Source organism: Microcoleus sp. EPA2 (assembly GCA_020882975.1).
Classification (GTDB): Bacteria; Cyanobacteriota; Cyanobacteriia; order Cyanobacteriales; family Microcoleaceae; genus Microcoleus.
The window spans coordinates 1-16,377 of record JAHRFD010000004.1; the positions used below are offsets into that span (position 1 = coordinate 1).

Sequence of the window (16,377 nt, forward strand, 5' to 3'; positions counted from 1 at the left end):
ACAGATTAAAAAAGGCAGAAAAAAAGACCGCGATCGTGATAATAGAAGCACAAAAAAGCGATCGCCCGCTGATTATTAATCCGACGAAAAACCCCCACAAACCCCAACCTCGTAGGGGCGGGTTTTCGAGATGGTGGATTATGGGCCATTATGGTTGGTGAAACCCGCCCCTACGAGGTTGGGGTTTGTGGGGGTTTTGTGGTGGGGTTGGGCGGGTTTTCGAGATGGTGGATTATGGGCCATTATGGTTGGTGAAACCCGCCCCTACGAGGTTGGGGTTTGTGGGGGTTTTTCGTCGGATTAATAATCAGCGGGCGATCGCTTTTTTGTGCTTCTATTATCACGATCGCGGTCTTTTTTTCTGCCTTTTTTAATCTGTTCGCTCATCTCTACAAACACATCTTTACGCAAATAAGGATAGTCGCTTACCCACACGTCGCGGCTGGGAATGTAAATATCTGAAACTTTGGCAATTCTGCCCAAATCTTCTTGATTCGACATGATTAACATCAAAGCAGCTTGGCCGGGGGCAATTCCTTGATGATTTTTCTGCAAGGGCGCTCGAAGTGTGGTAGTAAATCCGGTTTTGTCGCCGACTTCTAAGTTAATTCGCGGTTCTAAGTTGTCTACAATTACTAATTGTCCTTTTTGGTTGACTGTTTCTTCTTGACTTGTGACTTCATCTGTGATGTATATATCCAAAACTCGTCCTTGCCAAAAACCGCAATATTTATATTTGCGACATTCTGCGTTTTTTAAACTCGCCCAGAAAATCGGCCCCCACAGCCAGTACAAGCCTGCAATCAATCCGGTGATTAATACTAGGGGGCCGACATCGGAACCGGCGAAGTTGTAGATGACTACGAGGAGAACTACGATTACGGCAGATATGAGCATTCTCCTCAAAAAGTCTGGGGGTTTTCCCCAGAAGTATTTGTATTGGGCTCCGGTGGCGACGGCGGGAATTAGTTCTTGAAATGTTTCGCGGGTTAAGGGAATTAGCATAATGGGGAATTGGGAATTGGGAATGGGGAATTGGGAATTGGGAATTGGGAATTGGGGATGGGGAATTGGGGATTGGGGGATGGGGAATTGGCTATCTGTCTCAAGTTTTCAATCACTCATTCGATCTTTTTTGTCACCTATTGAGTTTAGATAAGCATTGAGTTTTGGTGGCAGTTCATCAATTATTGGTTGATTTTTTTTTACTTGTTCATCTGCTAACAACTGTCTGGCGTATGCCAATCTCAACCAACTGATTGTTTCATATAAAGAGCCTCTGGCAATTTTAATAAAACGCCGATTGTCTTGATGATTATACCTGCCACGTCCTTCTGCGATATTAGCACAAACACTATCGGCGGAGCGTACAATTTGCTGACCCATAGTATCTTTCGTGAAATAATCCCATTGTTTGACGATAAACCAAACCTCATTTGCTAACTTTTCAGCCAACTTGGAAACATCCAAATCCTCAAAATCTGGTCTACTCATATCTACACCCCTCTATTCCCAATTCCCCATTCCCAATTCCCCATTCCCAATTCCCTAGAGTATCTTTTCTAAGCCGTAAACGAGCGATCGCAATTCAATTACTTTGCGTATAGATAGGATGACTCCGGGCATATAACAAGCGCGATCGCTCGTGTCGTGACGTAAAGTATAAACTTGACCTGCGGCACCAAAAATTACTTCTTGGTGAGCAATTAAACCGGGTAAGCGGATGCTGTGAATCCGAATTCCTTCGTCGGCTAAAGAGCCTCTAGCTCCTGGTAATTTTTCGGTTTCATCCACCTCTGGGGGATTGAATGTTTTTCCCATTTCTGCTAGCATTTGGGCGGTTTGAATGGCAGTGCCGCTGGGTGCATCGGCTTTTTGATTGTGGTGGAGTTCGATAATTTCTACGTGTTCAAAATATTGAGATGCTGTGACAGCGGCTTGTTGTAGCAGAACCATGCCGATGGAAAAATTGGGTATAATTAAACAGCCAATGCTGGCTTTGTCGGCAAACTCGGCTAAGTTTTGAATTTGCTCGGTACTCAAACCAGTGGTGCCGACGACGGGACGAATGCCGTAGGCTATGGCCGATCGCACATTTTCGTAAACTGACTTCGGGTGTGTAAAATCTACCATCACCCCTGGCTGTTTTTCCTGGGCTGCTAATACCAGCATTCCTTGCAAATCGTCGGTAATGGGAACTTCCAACGGCCCGCCCCCTGCTAATTCTCCGGCATCGGCGTTGAGGACTTCAGGAGAGTGGTCTATGGCCCCGAATAGGGTGAGGTCTGGAGCCTTGGCGATCGCCTTAATTACTTCGCGGCCCATTTTGCCTGCGGCACCGTTAACAATCACCGGAATTGGAAGTTGATTCGCCATAATCTCAAAAAAAAATTCTGAAAGTCTATGGACTAAATTTTAACTCTACCAGGACTGACACACTCTTAAGGTTCCTATAAACTTTGTGAAATCAAGCAATTATTTGAGGCAAACTCGTTTTTGCCACAACTTCTGAAACCATTCTGTGAAAACAGACTGGGAGAAGCAAATTTGTATAGGTCAATTTTTGCTGATGGCAGAAGTTGCTGCGTGCCTCAAAGCTCTCTCTCTGAATTTATGAGGTTTAATTATGCCTTCGACCTTCTGCTTTCTGCGATTTACTGTCGGATGAGTTCCAAATTATCTCAAAATATTCGATCGCTGTTTTCGGTCCTAACTCCCCTGGGTTTGAGTTGTCAAGGTGGGCGAGTATGGGTTTTGCCTGCTGTATTGGCGGGCGCAACAGTAACCCTACTGAATCTGGGAGTGCGTCGGTTGGGAGGGTTCCAAAGCTTGGAATTAGGCAGTTTTGACTCTTTAGTGCGCTTGCAGCCATCGCAGAACACCGATCCTAGACTATTGGTAGTGGGTATTTCTGAGGCGGATATTCAAGCCTTGGGCAGATTTCCGATTACCGATCGATCACTTGCTCAAACCTTGACAAAATTGCAAAAATATCATCCAAGGGCGATCGGTTTGGACTTGTACCGGGATTTGCCACAAGCACCGGGACATCAGGAGTTGTTGACGCAACTGAAAGCACCGAATGTGGTGGCCATCAACAAATTGAGCGATGGGGAAAGTCCGGGAGTATCTCCACCAACGGGGATGCCAGCAGAGCGAGTGGGCTTTAACGACTTTGTACTCGACGCTGATGGTGTGGTGCGTCGCAATTTGATTTCTGTGTCAAAACCGGATGGAACTATTGCTTTCTCATTTTCTGTACAACTAGCTTTGCTGTATCTCAAAGACAGTTTGCAACCAGAAAATAGCCCTGTTCATGCCAACCAAATCAACTGGGGTAAGGCACAATTCCAACCTTTAAAACCTCACAGTGGTGGCTATGCCAATATTGACACCAAAGGCTACCAAATTTTGCTCCAATACCATTCTGCTAACAACGTGGCGCGACAGGTGAGTATCACGCAGGTGTTGAAGGGAGAAATTGACCCCAGTTGGGTGAAAGACAAGATTGTGTTGATTGGGACAACAGCACCTAGTGCCAGAGATTTGTTTTTGACACCCTATAGCCCAGGGCTTAAGCAAAGTCCAAAAATGCCGGGGGTGCTGCTGCACGCTCAAATGCTGAGCCAATTGTTGAGTGCAGTGTTGGATGGGCGATCGCTTTTTTGGATGTGGCCATCCTGGGCAGAAATTTTGTGGAATGCTTCCTGGGCGGTGCTGGGGGGGACTATAGCTTGGCGGATTCAGCACCCTCTGCGGGCTGGATTGTGTGGGGTTGCGGTATTGGTGGGGCTGTTGGGGGTGAGTTTTGGCATTTTTACAGTGGGTGGGTGGGTGCCTCTGGTGTCGCCGACTTTGGGTTTGGTGATGACTGGTGTGGGTGTCAGTGCTTACAAAAAGCTGTACGATGCTTTTCACGATTCGCTGACTGGTTTGCCTAACCGGGATTTGTTTGTGGAGTGTCTGGGGCGGGCGATCGGCAATACTAGAGGTCGCCACAGTTATTTGTTTGCGGTGCTGTTTTTGGATTTAGACCGGTTCAAGGTAATTAATGATTCTTTGGGTCATTTGGCAGGGGATGAACTGCTGATATCGGTTGTGCTGCGGTTGAGAGCAAGTCTTTGCCATGGGGAGACTGTGGCGCGGGTGGGGGGTGATGATTTTGCGATTTTGGTGAGAAATACGGATGTTGATAGTGCGCTGAATTTGGCCGATCGCATTCACCAAGCTTTAATTGTACCTTTTGAGTTGAGAGGGCAAGAGGTATTTGTCACCGCTAGCATCGGGATTGCGGTGGGAGGCGAAGCCACAGCTACCGTTAGGGAACAGCCGGAACATTTGCTCAGGGATGCCCACACGGCGATGTATCGAGCGAAGGCTTTGGGGATGGGAAGGTATCAGTTGTTTAATGCTTCGATGCACGATTTGGCCCTGGAGAGGTTGCAGTTGGAGACGGATTTGCGGATGGCGCTCAAGCGTGGGGAGTTTTTGCTGCACTACCAGCCGTTTGTGTGTTTGGCAACTGGGAGGATTATTGGGTTTGAGGCTTTGGTGCGCTGGCAGCATCCGGTGCGCGGTTTGGTGTCGCCGGTGAAGTTTATTCCGGTGGCTGAGGAGACGGGGGCGATTGTACCCCTTGGTGAGTGGGTGTTGGAGGAGGCTTGTCGTCAGTTGCGTCTGTGGGAGGGGATGTTTGATTTCGATCGACCTTTGATGATGAGTGTCAATTTGTCTGGGAAGCAGTTTGCACAGCCGGATTTGGTGGCGCGAATTAAGCAGATTTTGGGAACCACGGGTTTGAGTGCCCAGAGTTTGAAGTTGGAGATTACTGAGAGTGTGGTGATGGATGATGTGGAGTCGGCGATCGCGGTTTTAAAGCATATGAAAGCCCTGAATGTCAAGTTAGGAATTGATGATTTTGGTACTGGTTATTCTTCTTTGAGTTATTTGAGTCGGTTTCCGACGGATACTTTGAAGGTTGATAAGTCCTTTGTGGGGCTGATGGAGATAGAAAGCGAGGGGGAGAATGTCGCGATCGTGCGGACGATTGTTACCCTCGCCCATGCTTTGGGTATGGATGTGATTGCCGAGGGTGTGGAGACGGCGGCACAATTGGCTAGGTTAAGGGCGATCGGTTGCGAGTACGGCCAAGGTTACTTTTTTGCTAAGCCTTTACCGAGTGAGGCGGCCACTGCTTTGATGGCTTCTCGGCCACAGTGGTAGTTATTGGTTATTTGTTATTGGTTATTGGTTGTTGGTTGTTTGTTATTTGTTATTGGTTGTTGGTTGTTTGTTGTTGGTTATTTGTTGTTAGCTTTCAACTGATATCAAATCCGGTAGCATCTGAATTATTCACATCTCTATTCTCTCCCTCTGTGTCCTCTGTGTTCTCTGCGGTTAAATCATGACCATACAACCAGAAACGATATGACTCACGTTTGTCCACAACTTCTCCTATTTTAAATTTTTCTGCCTATTAGATAATAAGTAGTCATATCTCCCTTACCTTTGACATTGACTGTACCGCGTGTTTTCAATAAATACTTATCACACAACAATTGATAGGTGGAATCACTGACTTGAATTTTACCAGGAACTCCTTGGGATTCCATGCGGCTTGCTGTGTTGACAGCATCTCCCCATAAGTCGTAAATAAATTTTTTTGTGCCGATGACACCGGCAACTACTGGACCTGTATTAATACCAATCCGAATCTGGAGTGGTTGGCCGCTTTCGTCGCTAAATTTCATAATTTCTTGCTGCATTTCTATGGCCATTTCTGCAATAGATTCGGCGTGATTTGCACAGGAGACTGGTAAACCGCCAGCTACCATATAGTTATCACCGATTGTTTTAATTTTTTCCAGTCCGTATTGCTCGCTCAAATGGTCAAAGGCTGAAAAGATTTTGTTCAGTAATTCTACTAATTCTTGAGGAGATGTGCGGGAGGATATTTCGGTAAATCCCACAATATCCGCAAACAAAATCGTGACTTCGGCAAATCCGTCAGCTATGTTGATTTGACCTGTTTTTAGGCGATCGGCAATGGTTTTTGGTAAGATATTTAATAATAAACGTTCGGAGTTTTCTTGTTCGGCACGCAATATTTCTTCCGCTGCTTGTCGCTGGGCAATTTCTTTATAGACTCGGCAAAACATTTGATTGAAAGCCACCATTACTTCTCCTAATTCATCATCGCGCTTGACTGAAAAAGAATAAAAATCAGGTTGTATGCGATTTTGGCTTAAAGCATCTCCCGCAGCTATCAAGTCATCCCGCAGTCTCAAGATAGGTGCAATTACTGTTCCCCCTAAAAATAGCATGGTCACAGTAGTAACAAAGGCTGTTATAATCAAAACTAAAATTGAGATCCGCCAGATAAATGCGTATAATTCTGGTTGAACAGATGAAGCATCGTGGCGGACAATTAAAGTATAATTTCCTCCCAGATATTCATTAGTCCAAGCAACATCATAGCGTTTCCAATCAAGAGAATGCTTGCGTAAGATTCGCTCATTTTTTGTTTGTTCTAATTTTATTTCTGGTGCTTCGCCAAATGTATATATTAGCTGACCGTTGGTCATGTAAATAGATAATCCTAAGATGATTTTTGATTGTTTGATAGCAGTTTTTACTTGGTTTTCTAAAAACAGGCGATCGGAGATATCTTGTTTGAGCAAAAATACTAGGGAGTCAATCGTAGCGCGAGACACCTGTTCTAATTGCATTAATAGTTCATCTTCCCGCCGAAAATAAGAGGGAACTAAAATAATTGCTTCTATTACTAAAATGCTCGCAAATACCCACAGGGCTATTTGGCGAGATAAGCGAGATTTGAAAAAACCTAAAAATGACAAAAACCTGAATGACATAAAATTACTGTTTGGCAAATGGCTAATTATGAGAAGGCAGAATTCAGCAGTCAGTATTTATGAAAATGCGCCCTGAATTATTGTAGACAATTTAAACAGACTGTGAACTAAGTAATCTACCCTCCAGCAGATAGGTATTCATATCGCCCTTGCCTTTAACATGGATAATTCCTCGGTCTTCAAACAGATATTTATTTCGCAAAATATCGTAGGTGGATTTAGTGACTTGAATAGTGCCAGGAAGTCCGTGGGATTCCATGCGTGCTGCTGTATTCACGGCATCCCCCCAGAGGTCATAAATGAATTTTTTAGTACCAATAACTCCGGCGATTGCTGGACCAGTATTGATGCCGATGCGAAGACTAATTGCCGCCTGATGTTTCGCGTTAAATTTAACTAATTCCTGCTGCATATCTAAAGCCATTTCGGCAATTTTTTCGGCATGGTTTGTACTGGGATTTGGCAAGCCTCCAACTACCATATAAGCGTCGCCAATGGTCTTAATTTTTTCCAAACCGTACTTTTCTGTCAGACTATCGAAGCCTGAAAATATTTCATTGAGCAAAATGAGCAATTCTTCCGCAGATATCTGAGATGAAAGTACGGTAAAGCCGACGATATCAGCAAATAAAATCGTGACTTCGGCAAAGGCATCAGCTATGGTATTTTGACCGTCTTTTAACTTGTTGGCAATGGATTCTGGTAAAATATTGAGCAACAGGCGATCGCTCTTTTCTTGTTCTTTTACCAATTCTATATTTGTCTCTTGCAATTGGGCAGTTCGTTCCCGGACTCGCTGCTCTAATTGTTTAGCGTTTTGGCGCAATCTACTGATAGCTAAACTTAAGCCTGATATCCCTAATACTGAAAGTCCGACTAACAGGAAAAACAAGTTTTTGAGTCCATTGTGAGTCTTTTGAGTGATGGTATTGAGAGGTTGAGTAATTTCTAATATGCCCCGCACATCTCCTACTTTCCAGTCTTTTTTAGGACTGTAGGAGTTGGTGTTGTGGCAATTAACGCAGCTAGGAGTTAAAATGTCTGCTTCTGCATATCGAAATGCTGGTTTACCGAGAAAATCTTCTCTTCTAAAAAAGTTGGCTGTGGGATTTTTTGTCAAATAGCTGAGGGCTTCTCGTTCAAAATTGTCTTTAGCCCCACCTTCTTTTTCCCGCCAAGGAAATGGGTAGTTGCTGTACAGACGAACTGACACTTCTGGATTTTTTTGGGTGATATGTTGACCGAGTTCTATCAAAAATGTTGCTGGTACTGGTACTGTTACTTTGGTTTTTGTGGGATTGTAGTCGTGGGTGAAGCTAATCGCATTAGCGGTGGTTAGGGGTTTGATAGCATCGGAACTGTAAAGGGTGCGGGCTTCTTTAATAGCTTGGGCGTAGAGGGTGGCATTTTGGAGTGCTTGGGATGTAATTAGGGTGGATGAAAGCTGCGACATATTGGTCATCGCTATGGCTACACCTACACAGAATAGGATTGTTACTGCTAGGATAACTCGTTTGTAAACTAATTGACCCATCGCCGCCAGACTGCCAGAAATTAAGTGTTGCATGGTATCCTCAAGTGTGAGGTTTGATGGTTATTTTGATTTACTACCAACATAACACTGCTTTTTTAGGGAATTTTTAGGCCATGAGAGTTAGAGAAAGACAGTAGAGTGTCAGAGGTTGTTTATAATTGTTTACTCCAATGGCTTGAGTTATCCGTAAAAGTACGCATAACTTAATAACGCTAGTTGTAGTTATTTATGTATGTCGGTTAAGATAACAATTGTAGTTTATGGTTAGCGATCGTGAATTCTGATTCTAGTGCCTCACCTGTAAACAAGGAGATATTGCCGGGAGAAGTTTTTATCAATACTGCGGATTTTGATATCGGCATTCGGCGAATTTTGCCTAAATATGATGAAATGCTGGATGTATTAGCAGGTTGTATATTGAATGCAAACCACCGGATTTTAGAATTGGGTTGCGGTACCGGAGAACTTAGTTTAAAAGTTCTGGAACGCTATCCATCTGCGGAAATAGTTGCGTTGGATTATTCGCCACGAATGCTTGATTTTGCTCGTGCCAAAATAGAGTTGGCAGGATATGGATCTAGGTGGACTGGAGTCGAGTTGGATTTTGGAGAATGGGCGACTAATCCGAATTTTTCGGGTTTGCGTGATAAATTTGATGCTTGTATTTCATCTCTGGCAATTCATCATCTGGATGATGAAATGAAGTTGAAATTGTTTGAACGTATTCATGAAAATTTGAATCCTCATGGCTGTTTTTGGAATGCCGATCCGATGTTAGCAGAATCGGCGATCGTGCAAAAGATTTATCAAGTGGCGCGGGAAGAGTGGGCTGCAAGTCAAGGGGAAAAATTGGCAGAAATTCGCGGGAATGTGGGGATGAGTGTATCTTATGGGTATTCTCATCCCGATCGCCTAGCGACACTCTATACACATTTGGCCATGCTAGCCCAAGCGGGATTTGAGGCGATCGCAGTCCCTTGGAAATATTACGGTATGGCCGTATTTGGGGGGTTTGTCAAGGCGCATCCCGGCAGTTAAAAACCTTGTCTACACAAACTTTTGTCCCGATGGTGCGCGCACTAACAGAGTAGGAGGAAATTTAGGGAATAGGTGCGGTAATTTCAGTGGGTGTTTCCTCTGGTGAAGCTACTGCTGGTTTTTCCAGCAGTAGGCGCTGTTTGTTCCGAAATTCGGTGGCCGCATCGTTTAAATTTTGTCGCTGTTCGCTACTAAATTCTTCCATGCTGCGGCCATTTCCCAATCGGGAGCGGTGAATTAAATCCAATACTCGGCTGCCGCCATTGCCGCCGGAAAAAGGATCGGGATTGTCGTTAGTTTGAAAGTCTTGCAGGGGCTGACCATTGGTTAAGCTACTAGCTTGAGCTAAGGTTGGTTGAGGTAGGAAAAAAGTGGAAAAGGCGATCGCACTTAATGCCACCCGCATTATCAAATTGCCAGATTTTGAAGTTTTGGTGTTCATAATTATCAGGAATTAAGGAAGAAGGAAGAAGAACGCCCCAAGGCGGTTTCATTCTTGGTAGGGGCTGTGCCAAGAGTGCCGGCCATCCGAGGACATCAGGGACAGCCCAAAGAATCGCGAGTATCAATGCCAGTTTGTGAATTAGTCCCACTAGCTATTTTGCACAATTCTTTGATTTGTGCGCCATCCATAATGGCATCAGTAAAATCAGCCCCGGTGATGTCAACTCCCTCAAAGGTAGAACGCAGCAAAATAGTTTCTGCTAAAATGGCGTCACTGAGATCGGCATTAGTAAATTTAACTTGATCGATCATCGCATTAGTTAAATTTGCTCCATGCAAATTCGCCTGAGTCATCACCGAAGCACTCATAATTGCTCCCCGCAAATCGGCCTTAGAAAAATTAGTCAAGTCCATATTAGCGTTAGAAAACTCAGCAGCGCGCAAAACTTGACCGGAAAAATCGCGTCTTGTCAGTTCGGCATTGCTAAAGGACAGGGGTGGGGCATAATATTTAGATTGGCCCCAAGCCGGCAGGGGGAAGATTAAGATACAGAGTGTCAATAGGAAGGTAGCTAGTAGCCGGAGTCTCATAAGTTGGGTGTTCTCGCAAGGTGGATATTTGGTAGTGTATTCCGAACTTTGGGCGATCGACTCAAGAGTTAAAATCTCAATTAATAGTGATGGAGATGAAAAAAACGATATGCTAAGTTTTTTATTAACTTGGGTAGTAGCAGCAGTTTCGCTGGTGATTACAGCTAACATTGTACCAGGTATCACAGTAGTTAGCTTTCCGGCGGCGATGCTAGCAGCCGTGGTGATCGGATTTGTGAATGCGGTGGTGCAACCGATTCTGACATTGTTGACGCTGCCTTTGAGCATTCTTTCTTTGGGTTTGTTTTTATTTGTGGTGAATGCGATTTCGCTTTCCTTGGCGTCGTGGTTGGCTGGTGTCTTCAGTATCGGTTTTGCCGTTAATGGTTTTTGGCCTGCTTTGTTTGGTTCAATTGTTTTGTCCTTTGTTTCTGGCTTGATTGGTCGATTTGTGAATGCCGATCGCTCTTTGGATATGTAACATCCAATCTTAGATGTGCGATCGGGCAAGCTGCAACGGCTACAGTTACACAGCCTGCTTTTTCTTCCGCTCTAAATATTTGTTTAGGAACTAAAAGCCTTTCATGGGTGGGCAAGATGCCCACCCCACAACCATATTCACTGTTTGTGGAACAGGCATCTTGCCTGTTTTTGACAATGGGACAATATCCAAGTTCGATCGCGCCTAGTGCAGCGGCTTCTGCTACACTTTTAGTCCCGACTTTTGCCACTACTATATTTGAAGGATGGGGAACTTCTACAGAGTTTAAGACACTAGCAGAAAAGGTTTTTAAATGCCAGTTGTACCCTTGACAAAGTTCGATAATTCCAGATTCATTGGCTTTCGTGTCTATTGTCGCAATACCGGCGATCGCACTTAACGCTAAATGATAACTGCTACATACTTGTTTAATCGCGCTTTCGATGACTTTTCTCGATGTTCCCCCGGTGCAACCTATCCCTATCCATAATACTTTCGGATGCCATTGCACCTGTGGCAAAGCCGATGCCGGCAACAATCTTCTGTGCCTAAAACTAATCCAAATCCTCCCTTTGACAACTGAGAGATTGTCACCATCCCAACACAATGAATGTCCTTGTAGTAAAGAATTTTTCCACAACCTACAACCCACTTCTTGAATTACTTCTACCCTTTCTCCCCTAGCCATAACCGCCGCGACTCCTGGCCAGTCCCCGAACCCACGACTCCAACCACCTAAACTCTCTAGCCACTCTAAAGTCAATTGATTAATCATTATAAAAATTTAACATTATTTTTAAACAAAAGTTGTAAAATAGCACAAACTGCCAAAAATACAACATTGACTATGGTAGAACTAAACCAATTACTGTTAGAGTTTGAAGCAAACCTTGAATGGGAAGCAGTGACGGAAGAATGGAAAGAACGTCGCGACGATTGGGTAAGCGACGTTTCAGCAGCAAGTGACGAAAAACAACTAGCACAATTGCTAGTTGAATTAGAATCAAATTTTCAGCCCGATGCCGTACAAAGTCAATGGAAAAAGCTTCGTAAAAGTTGGATCAAAGAATGTCAAATAGCCTCGACTCTTGAAGAATTTTCAAGTTTATTATTGGAACTAGAAAGCAATACAACTTGGGAAGTAGTGACGGAGGAATGGCAGGAATACCGGGAGAATTGGGTGCAACAAATGTACGAATTTATCGAGTAATTACTCATCTTTAATTAAAACCCCATTTAGAAAAATGTCGGCGAGTCCTTCTGCCATTTCCTGCATTTGCTGCGGAGAAGCATTAGGCTCCATAATCGTATTTTGACTAAAACCTGCCACTGCAAACATCCCCAAAAACACCTGAGCCACAATTTTCGGATTCATCTGCCGATAAATTCCTTTTTCCATTGCCGTTTCAAAAAAAGCCTCGGCTACCTCACTCATTTTGCCAATTACTTCTAACTGAATTCGATCGCGCAAATCTGGGTGAAATTGCGCCTCCAAAAAACAAACCCGCATCATGTCGCTATTCTCGCGGATATTGAGCATCCGCCGTCGCATTACCTGAGCCACAGCTTTGTAACTGCCCATTTCGCTTAATTCCGTCAACAAATCGGTCAGTAATTCTACCCATCCTTCTGTAGCTACCTCAATCAAAATTGCTTTTTTATTATCAAAATGCCGAAACAGAGTCCCCTCTGCCACTCCCGCCGCCGCTGCTAAATCGCGAGTGGTAGTGCCATCATATCCACTACGAGCAAACAAGCGTTGAGCCGCTTGTAAAATCCGTTTTTTGGTTTCTGTTTCAGAAGGAGGAGACTGATTAAAAATTCGCATAGCTTTGTAATCGGTAATTGGCGAATTGGAAGATAGACTTGGGGACTGAGGGACTAAATTATGTTAAGTTTTAAGTTGTAGTTGACTTTAATCTTAAACTCAAAACTCCTTGTTCAACCCTAGATTATTTTTGAGCTGGGCTGTATCAGCGTAGCACTTGCGACGCAACAGATCGCTTATGACTCAAAAAATCTTTATGCTTAAAAAAGAATCTCTTTTATTCGGCATAAACATCTTGCTGTGTGACAATGCCCAATCCCAAATCTCAAATCTCAAATCCCATGACTCCGCCGTCTCAAAAACCTCCTCGTGAACCGAAGCTATCCCACAGGGACTCCTTCACATCGAAAACACGACTGCTAGCCTCCCTGCTGGCCGCTGTGGTGCTGTGGTGGGGAATTAACCCGCAAATCGCCCTCGCCCGCGAAAACCCTGCTAACGGCTCCGCAGCAGTGTCTGTTATGCCATCGCTCGATCGAGTAATTCGCCAAGTCACCGAATTTAAGCTTGACAACGGCATGACATTCATCGTACTCGAAAGACCAAGAGCACCCGTAGCATCCTTTCTAATTCATGCTGACGTGGGAGGAGCAAACGAGCCCGACGGGCAAACTGGAGTCGCTCACTACCTCGAACATTTAGCCTTCAAAGGCACGCCCCAAATTGGCACTACTGATTACAAAGCTGAAAAACCACTCCTAGAAAAACAAGACAAACTCTTCGCGCAAATCCAAGCAGCCAAAGCCAGCGGTAAAACCGCAGAACTCGCTAAATTCCAAGCAGAATTTGACAAAGTTGAAAACGAAGCATTGCAATTTGTTAAACGCAACGAATTTGGTAAAATTGTCGAACAAGCAGGGGGAGTCGGGCTCAATGCCGCCACTTCTACCGACGCCACCATGTATTTTTATAGCCTGCCAGCTAATAAATTAGAACTGTGGATGTCCCTGGAATCGGAGCGATTTCTAGAACCAGTATTTCGGGAATTTTACAAAGAAAAACAGGTGATTCTAGAGGAACGCCGAATGCGAACCGAAAATTCCCCCATCGGACAAATGGTGGAACTTTTTGCTGAAAAAGCTTTCTCTGTCCATCCCTATCGTCGCCCCGTAATTGGCTACACTCAAGACATTCAAAACCTCACCCGTAGCGATGTACAAAAGTTTTTTGACACTCATTACGTCCCCAGCAAGCTGACTGTGGCAGTGGTAGGAGATGTGAAAGCCTCGGAGGTGAAGCGACTGGCACAAATTTATTTCGGCCGCTACAAAGCGAAGCCAGCGGCTCCTGAATTGCAAATTGTCGAACCTCCCCAAGCCCAAACTAAGGAAGTAACGCTGAAATTGCAAACTCAACCTTGGTATTTGGAAGGATACCACAGACCTGCGATGAACCATCCCGACAATGCGATTTATGAAATAATTGGTTCTTTGCTCAGCGATGGTCGCACTTCTCGACTTTACAAATCTTTAGTAGTAGAAAAGCAATTAGCTTTGGCGGCTCAAGGTTTTAGCGGTTATCCGGGAGAAAAGTATCCGAATTTAATGTTATTTTACGCTCAAACTGCTCCGGGGCGCACCGTTGATGAGGTGGCGATGGCTTTGAGCAAGGAAATCGATCGCTTGAAAACAGAGCCGGTGTCTGCTGAGGAATTGGAGCAAGTGAAAACTCAGGCGAGGGCTGGTTTATTGCGATCGCTCGATTCTAACATGGGCATGGCATTTTCCCTGCTGGATTATCAAGTAAAAACTGGTTCTTGGCGCAATTTGTTTAAGCAATTGGATGCTATTGCTAAGGTAGGTCCCACGGATATTCAACGAGTCGCCCAGACAACTTTCCGCCCTGAAAACAAGACTATTGGTAAGCTTTTACCACTGTAAGGAAGGAAGAGGGAAGAAGGAAGAAGGAATAAGGAATAAGGAAGAGGGAAGACTCGTTCCTAGGCTCTGCCTGGGAACGAATATCCAGAGGCTCTGCCTCGATTTATACTCGGCGGTTGAAACCGCGTCTACACAAACGAAGTCTGCCTCCGCAGACTAAGAGATAGAATAGTTACCACAGGCAACTTAGGAGAAAGAATGAAAAGGACTAAATTGAAACTGAAAAAAGTAAAGTTATTTCTGCTGGCGCTTTGCTTCTTTACAGTTTCATTATCAACATTTAATTTATTACCTTCCTTCGCGGCGGGACCGAAGCACTACGACGAATTGACATTTCCGGCACTGCCAGAATTGAAACTACCTAAATACACTCGCTTTGAACTTAAAAATGGGATGCGAGTCTACTTAATGGAAGACAAAGAACTCCCCTTAGTCGGAGGAAATGCGATATTTCGCACCGGAGAAAGATTTGAGCCAAGCGAGAAAATCGGACTGGCAAATTTAACTGGGACAGTAATGCGCACTGGCGGTACGAAAAAGCATACGTCAGACGAACTAAATCAGTTGCTAGAACGTCGCGCTGCTTCGGTAGAAACAGGGATTAGCTCTACTTCGGGAAGCGCTAATTTTACGGCTTTAGCTGAGGATATAGAGCCTGTATTTGACTTGTTTGCAGAAGTCATTCAACAGCCAATTTTTGATCAAGAAAAGTTGGATTTAGCGAAGAAACAAGAGCAAGGTGGAATCGCGCGCCGCAATGACAATCCCGACGACATTACCAGCCGTGAGTTTCAAAAACTGATTTATGGCGATCGCAGTCCTTACGCCCGCACGGTAGAATACAAAACCCTGGCGAATATTTCCCGCGAAGATTTGGTGGGTTTCTACCAGAAATACTTTCACCCTAAAAATATGATTTTGGGGATTTCTGGGGACTTTGATACGGCAAAAATGCGATCGCTCATCGAGCAAAAATTTGGCAATTGGCAACCGACTGAGATGGCAGAAGTGCCGCCCTTACCCACTGTATCAGCAGCCAATAAAGGTGGCATATTTTTTGTAAATCAGCCCCAACTAACTCAAAGTTACGTGCAAATGGGACATTTGGGTGGAATGCTCAATAGTCCAGATTACGGTGCTTTGGATGTAATGAATGGGGTTTTGAACGGTTTTGGTGGCCGTTTGTTCAATAACGTGCGATCGCGCCAAGGCTTAGCTTATTCAGTCTATGCTGCTTGGAGTGCGAGGTTTGACTATCCAGGGGTATTCGTCGCAGGAGGCCAAACGCGATCGGAAGCAACCGTACCATTTATCAAAGCAATTAACACAGAGATCGATCGCATTCGCACCGAAGCAATTACCCCAGAAGAATTAGCTTTTGCTAAAGATTCAAAAATCAATTCCTTCATCTTCAAATTTGAAGACCCCAGTCAAACTTTGGCGCGCTTAATGAACTACGAATACTACGGTTATCCGCAAGATTTCATTTTTAGCTACCGTCGCAGCGTTGAAGCAGCCACAATTGCTGACGTACAGCGCGTCGCCAATACTTACTTGAAACCGGAAAATTTGGTGACATTAGTAGTGGGAAATACTGCGGCAATTCAACCACCATTATCCAGTTTGGGAACTTCGGTGAAAGTGCAATCTGTGGATATCACAATTCCCTCGGCAACTTAATCGGTAATAAGTTCATAATCAAGACTAAA

At 44.5% G+C, this 16,377-nt stretch carries 14 protein-coding genes and 2 pseudogenes; 6 read left to right on the top strand and 10 right to left on the bottom strand.

The features are described 5' to 3' along the window. Positions 1–300: 300 nt before the first annotated feature. From AAFP14_RS05760 to dapB, 3 genes are all read right to left on the bottom strand, one after another. Positions 301–1,005 carry a phosphate ABC transporter permease gene (locus AAFP14_RS05760; RefSeq protein WP_341731350.1) on the bottom strand — a complete coding sequence of 235 codons (705 nt, stop codon included), beginning with the start codon at positions 1,003–1,005 and terminating at the stop codon, positions 301–303. Positions 1,006–1,113: 108 nt separating this feature from the next. Further along, positions 1,114–1,494: a four helix bundle protein gene (locus AAFP14_RS05765; RefSeq protein WP_341731351.1), complete on the bottom strand. Its 381-nt coding sequence runs from the start codon at positions 1,492–1,494 to the stop codon at positions 1,114–1,116. A gap of 54 nt (positions 1,495–1,548) precedes the next feature. Next, positions 1,549–2,376, bottom strand: coding sequence for a 4-hydroxy-tetrahydrodipicolinate reductase (gene dapB / locus AAFP14_RS05770; RefSeq protein WP_341731352.1), 828 nt, complete (start codon positions 2,374–2,376; stop codon positions 1,549–1,551). 288 nt (positions 2,377–2,664) lie between these two features. Between dapB and AAFP14_RS05775 the strand changes: the two genes are divergently transcribed. After that, on the top strand, positions 2,665–5,223 hold the full coding sequence (locus AAFP14_RS05775) for an EAL domain-containing protein (protein WP_341731353.1): 2,559 nt from the start codon (positions 2,665–2,667) through the stop codon (positions 5,221–5,223). Between the two features lie 236 nt (positions 5,224–5,459). Here AAFP14_RS05775 and AAFP14_RS05780 read toward each other — a convergent pair whose 3' ends face one another. The 3 genes and pseudogenes from AAFP14_RS05780 to AAFP14_RS05790 all read right to left on the bottom strand — a co-directional run. Continuing rightward, positions 5,460–6,872, bottom strand: coding sequence for an adenylate/guanylate cyclase domain-containing protein (locus AAFP14_RS05780; RefSeq protein WP_341731354.1), 1,413 nt, complete (start codon positions 6,870–6,872; stop codon positions 5,460–5,462). Between the two features lie 91 nt (positions 6,873–6,963). Then, positions 6,964–7,677 (bottom strand): annotated as a pseudogene (locus tag AAFP14_RS05785) (adenylate/guanylate cyclase domain-containing protein); the annotation flags it as partial. Between the two features lie 141 nt (positions 7,678–7,818). Beyond that, positions 7,819–8,439: pseudogene (locus tag AAFP14_RS05790) on the bottom strand (Tll0287-like domain-containing protein); the annotation flags it as partial. 240 nt (positions 8,440–8,679) lie between these two features. Here AAFP14_RS05790 and AAFP14_RS05795 point away from each other — a divergent pair. Then, positions 8,680–9,444, top strand: a complete 765-nt coding sequence (locus AAFP14_RS05795) for a class I SAM-dependent methyltransferase (protein ID WP_341731355.1) — start codon at positions 8,680–8,682, stop codon at positions 9,442–9,444. A gap of 61 nt (positions 9,445–9,505) precedes the next feature. Here AAFP14_RS05795 and AAFP14_RS05800 read toward each other — a convergent pair whose 3' ends face one another. Then, positions 9,506–9,886, bottom strand: a complete 381-nt coding sequence (locus AAFP14_RS05800) for a hypothetical protein (protein WP_341731356.1) — start codon at positions 9,884–9,886, stop codon at positions 9,506–9,508. A 95-nt stretch (positions 9,887–9,981) separates the two neighbouring features. After that, positions 9,982–10,479 (bottom strand): pentapeptide repeat-containing protein, encoded by a 498-nt coding sequence (locus tag AAFP14_RS05805; protein WP_341731357.1) that lies wholly within the window; start codon positions 10,477–10,479, stop codon positions 9,982–9,984. Between the two features lie 109 nt (positions 10,480–10,588). Here AAFP14_RS05805 and AAFP14_RS05810 point away from each other — a divergent pair, with 109 nt between their 5' ends. Continuing rightward, positions 10,589–10,960: a phage holin family protein gene (locus AAFP14_RS05810; protein WP_341731547.1), complete on the top strand. Its 372-nt coding sequence runs from the start codon at positions 10,589–10,591 to the stop codon at positions 10,958–10,960. Here the strand turns inward: AAFP14_RS05810 and AAFP14_RS05815 are convergent. Beyond that, positions 10,860–11,735 (bottom strand): cobalamin biosynthesis protein, encoded by an 876-nt coding sequence (locus AAFP14_RS05815; RefSeq protein ID WP_341731358.1) that lies wholly within the window; start codon positions 11,733–11,735, stop codon positions 10,860–10,862. The two genes, AAFP14_RS05810 and AAFP14_RS05815, sit on opposite strands and share 101 nt — an antisense overlap. 72 nt (positions 11,736–11,807) lie before the next feature. On the opposite strand from AAFP14_RS05815, the gene AAFP14_RS05820 reads away from it, so the two are divergent. Beyond that, positions 11,808–12,170 carry a hypothetical protein gene (locus tag AAFP14_RS05820; protein ID WP_341731359.1) on the top strand — a complete coding sequence of 121 codons (363 nt, stop codon included), beginning with the start codon at positions 11,808–11,810 and terminating at the stop codon, positions 12,168–12,170. On the opposite strand, the gene AAFP14_RS05825 is transcribed toward AAFP14_RS05820, so the two are convergent. Continuing rightward, the gene (locus AAFP14_RS05825) at positions 12,171–12,788 is read right to left on the bottom strand and encodes a TetR/AcrR family transcriptional regulator (protein WP_341731360.1); all 618 of its coding nucleotides are present in this window, start codon (positions 12,786–12,788) and stop codon (positions 12,171–12,173) included. It lies immediately after the preceding gene. Between the two features lie 281 nt (positions 12,789–13,069). Between AAFP14_RS05825 and AAFP14_RS05830 the strand changes: the two genes are divergently transcribed. Next, on the top strand, positions 13,070–14,668 hold the full coding sequence (locus AAFP14_RS05830) for a M16 family metallopeptidase (RefSeq protein WP_341731548.1): 1,599 nt from the start codon (positions 13,070–13,072) through the stop codon (positions 14,666–14,668). 198 nt (positions 14,669–14,866) lie between these two features. Continuing rightward, positions 14,867–16,348: a M16 family metallopeptidase gene (locus AAFP14_RS05835; RefSeq protein WP_341731361.1), complete on the top strand. Its 1,482-nt coding sequence runs from the start codon at positions 14,867–14,869 to the stop codon at positions 16,346–16,348. The last annotated feature ends 29 nt before the right edge of the window (positions 16,349–16,377 follow it).

Excerpts from the sequence above, each read along its gene's own strand:
- AAFP14_RS05760 (WP_341731350.1), bottom strand. The coding sequence starts at position 1,005 with ATGCTAATTCCCTTAACCCGCGAAACATTTCAAGAACTAATTCCCGCC.
- AAFP14_RS05765 (WP_341731351.1), bottom strand. The coding sequence starts at position 1,494 with ATGAGTAGACCAGATTTTGAGGATTTGGATGTTTCCAAGTTGGCTGAA.
- dapB (WP_341731352.1), bottom strand. The coding sequence starts at position 2,376 with ATGGCGAATCAACTTCCAATTCCGGTGATTGTTAACGGTGCCGCAGGC.
- AAFP14_RS05775 (WP_341731353.1), top strand. The coding sequence starts at position 2,665 with ATGAGTTCCAAATTATCTCAAAATATTCGATCGCTGTTTTCGGTCCTA.
- AAFP14_RS05780 (WP_341731354.1), bottom strand. The coding sequence starts at position 6,872 with ATGTCATTCAGGTTTTTGTCATTTTTAGGTTTTTTCAAATCTCGCTTA.
- AAFP14_RS05800 (WP_341731356.1), bottom strand. The coding sequence starts at position 9,886 with ATGAACACCAAAACTTCAAAATCTGGCAATTTGATAATGCGGGTGGCA.
- AAFP14_RS05805 (WP_341731357.1), bottom strand. The coding sequence starts at position 10,479 with ATGAGACTCCGGCTACTAGCTACCTTCCTATTGACACTCTGTATCTTA.
- AAFP14_RS05810 (WP_341731547.1), top strand. The coding sequence starts at position 10,589 with ATGCTAAGTTTTTTATTAACTTGGGTAGTAGCAGCAGTTTCGCTGGTG.
- AAFP14_RS05815 (WP_341731358.1), bottom strand. The coding sequence starts at position 11,735 with ATGATTAATCAATTGACTTTAGAGTGGCTAGAGAGTTTAGGTGGTTGG.
- AAFP14_RS05820 (WP_341731359.1), top strand. The coding sequence starts at position 11,808 with ATGGTAGAACTAAACCAATTACTGTTAGAGTTTGAAGCAAACCTTGAA.
- AAFP14_RS05825 (WP_341731360.1), bottom strand. The coding sequence starts at position 12,788 with ATGCGAATTTTTAATCAGTCTCCTCCTTCTGAAACAGAAACCAAAAAA.
- AAFP14_RS05830 (WP_341731548.1), top strand. The coding sequence starts at position 13,070 with ATGACTCCGCCGTCTCAAAAACCTCCTCGTGAACCGAAGCTATCCCAC.
- AAFP14_RS05835 (WP_341731361.1), top strand. The coding sequence starts at position 14,867 with ATGAAAAGGACTAAATTGAAACTGAAAAAAGTAAAGTTATTTCTGCTG.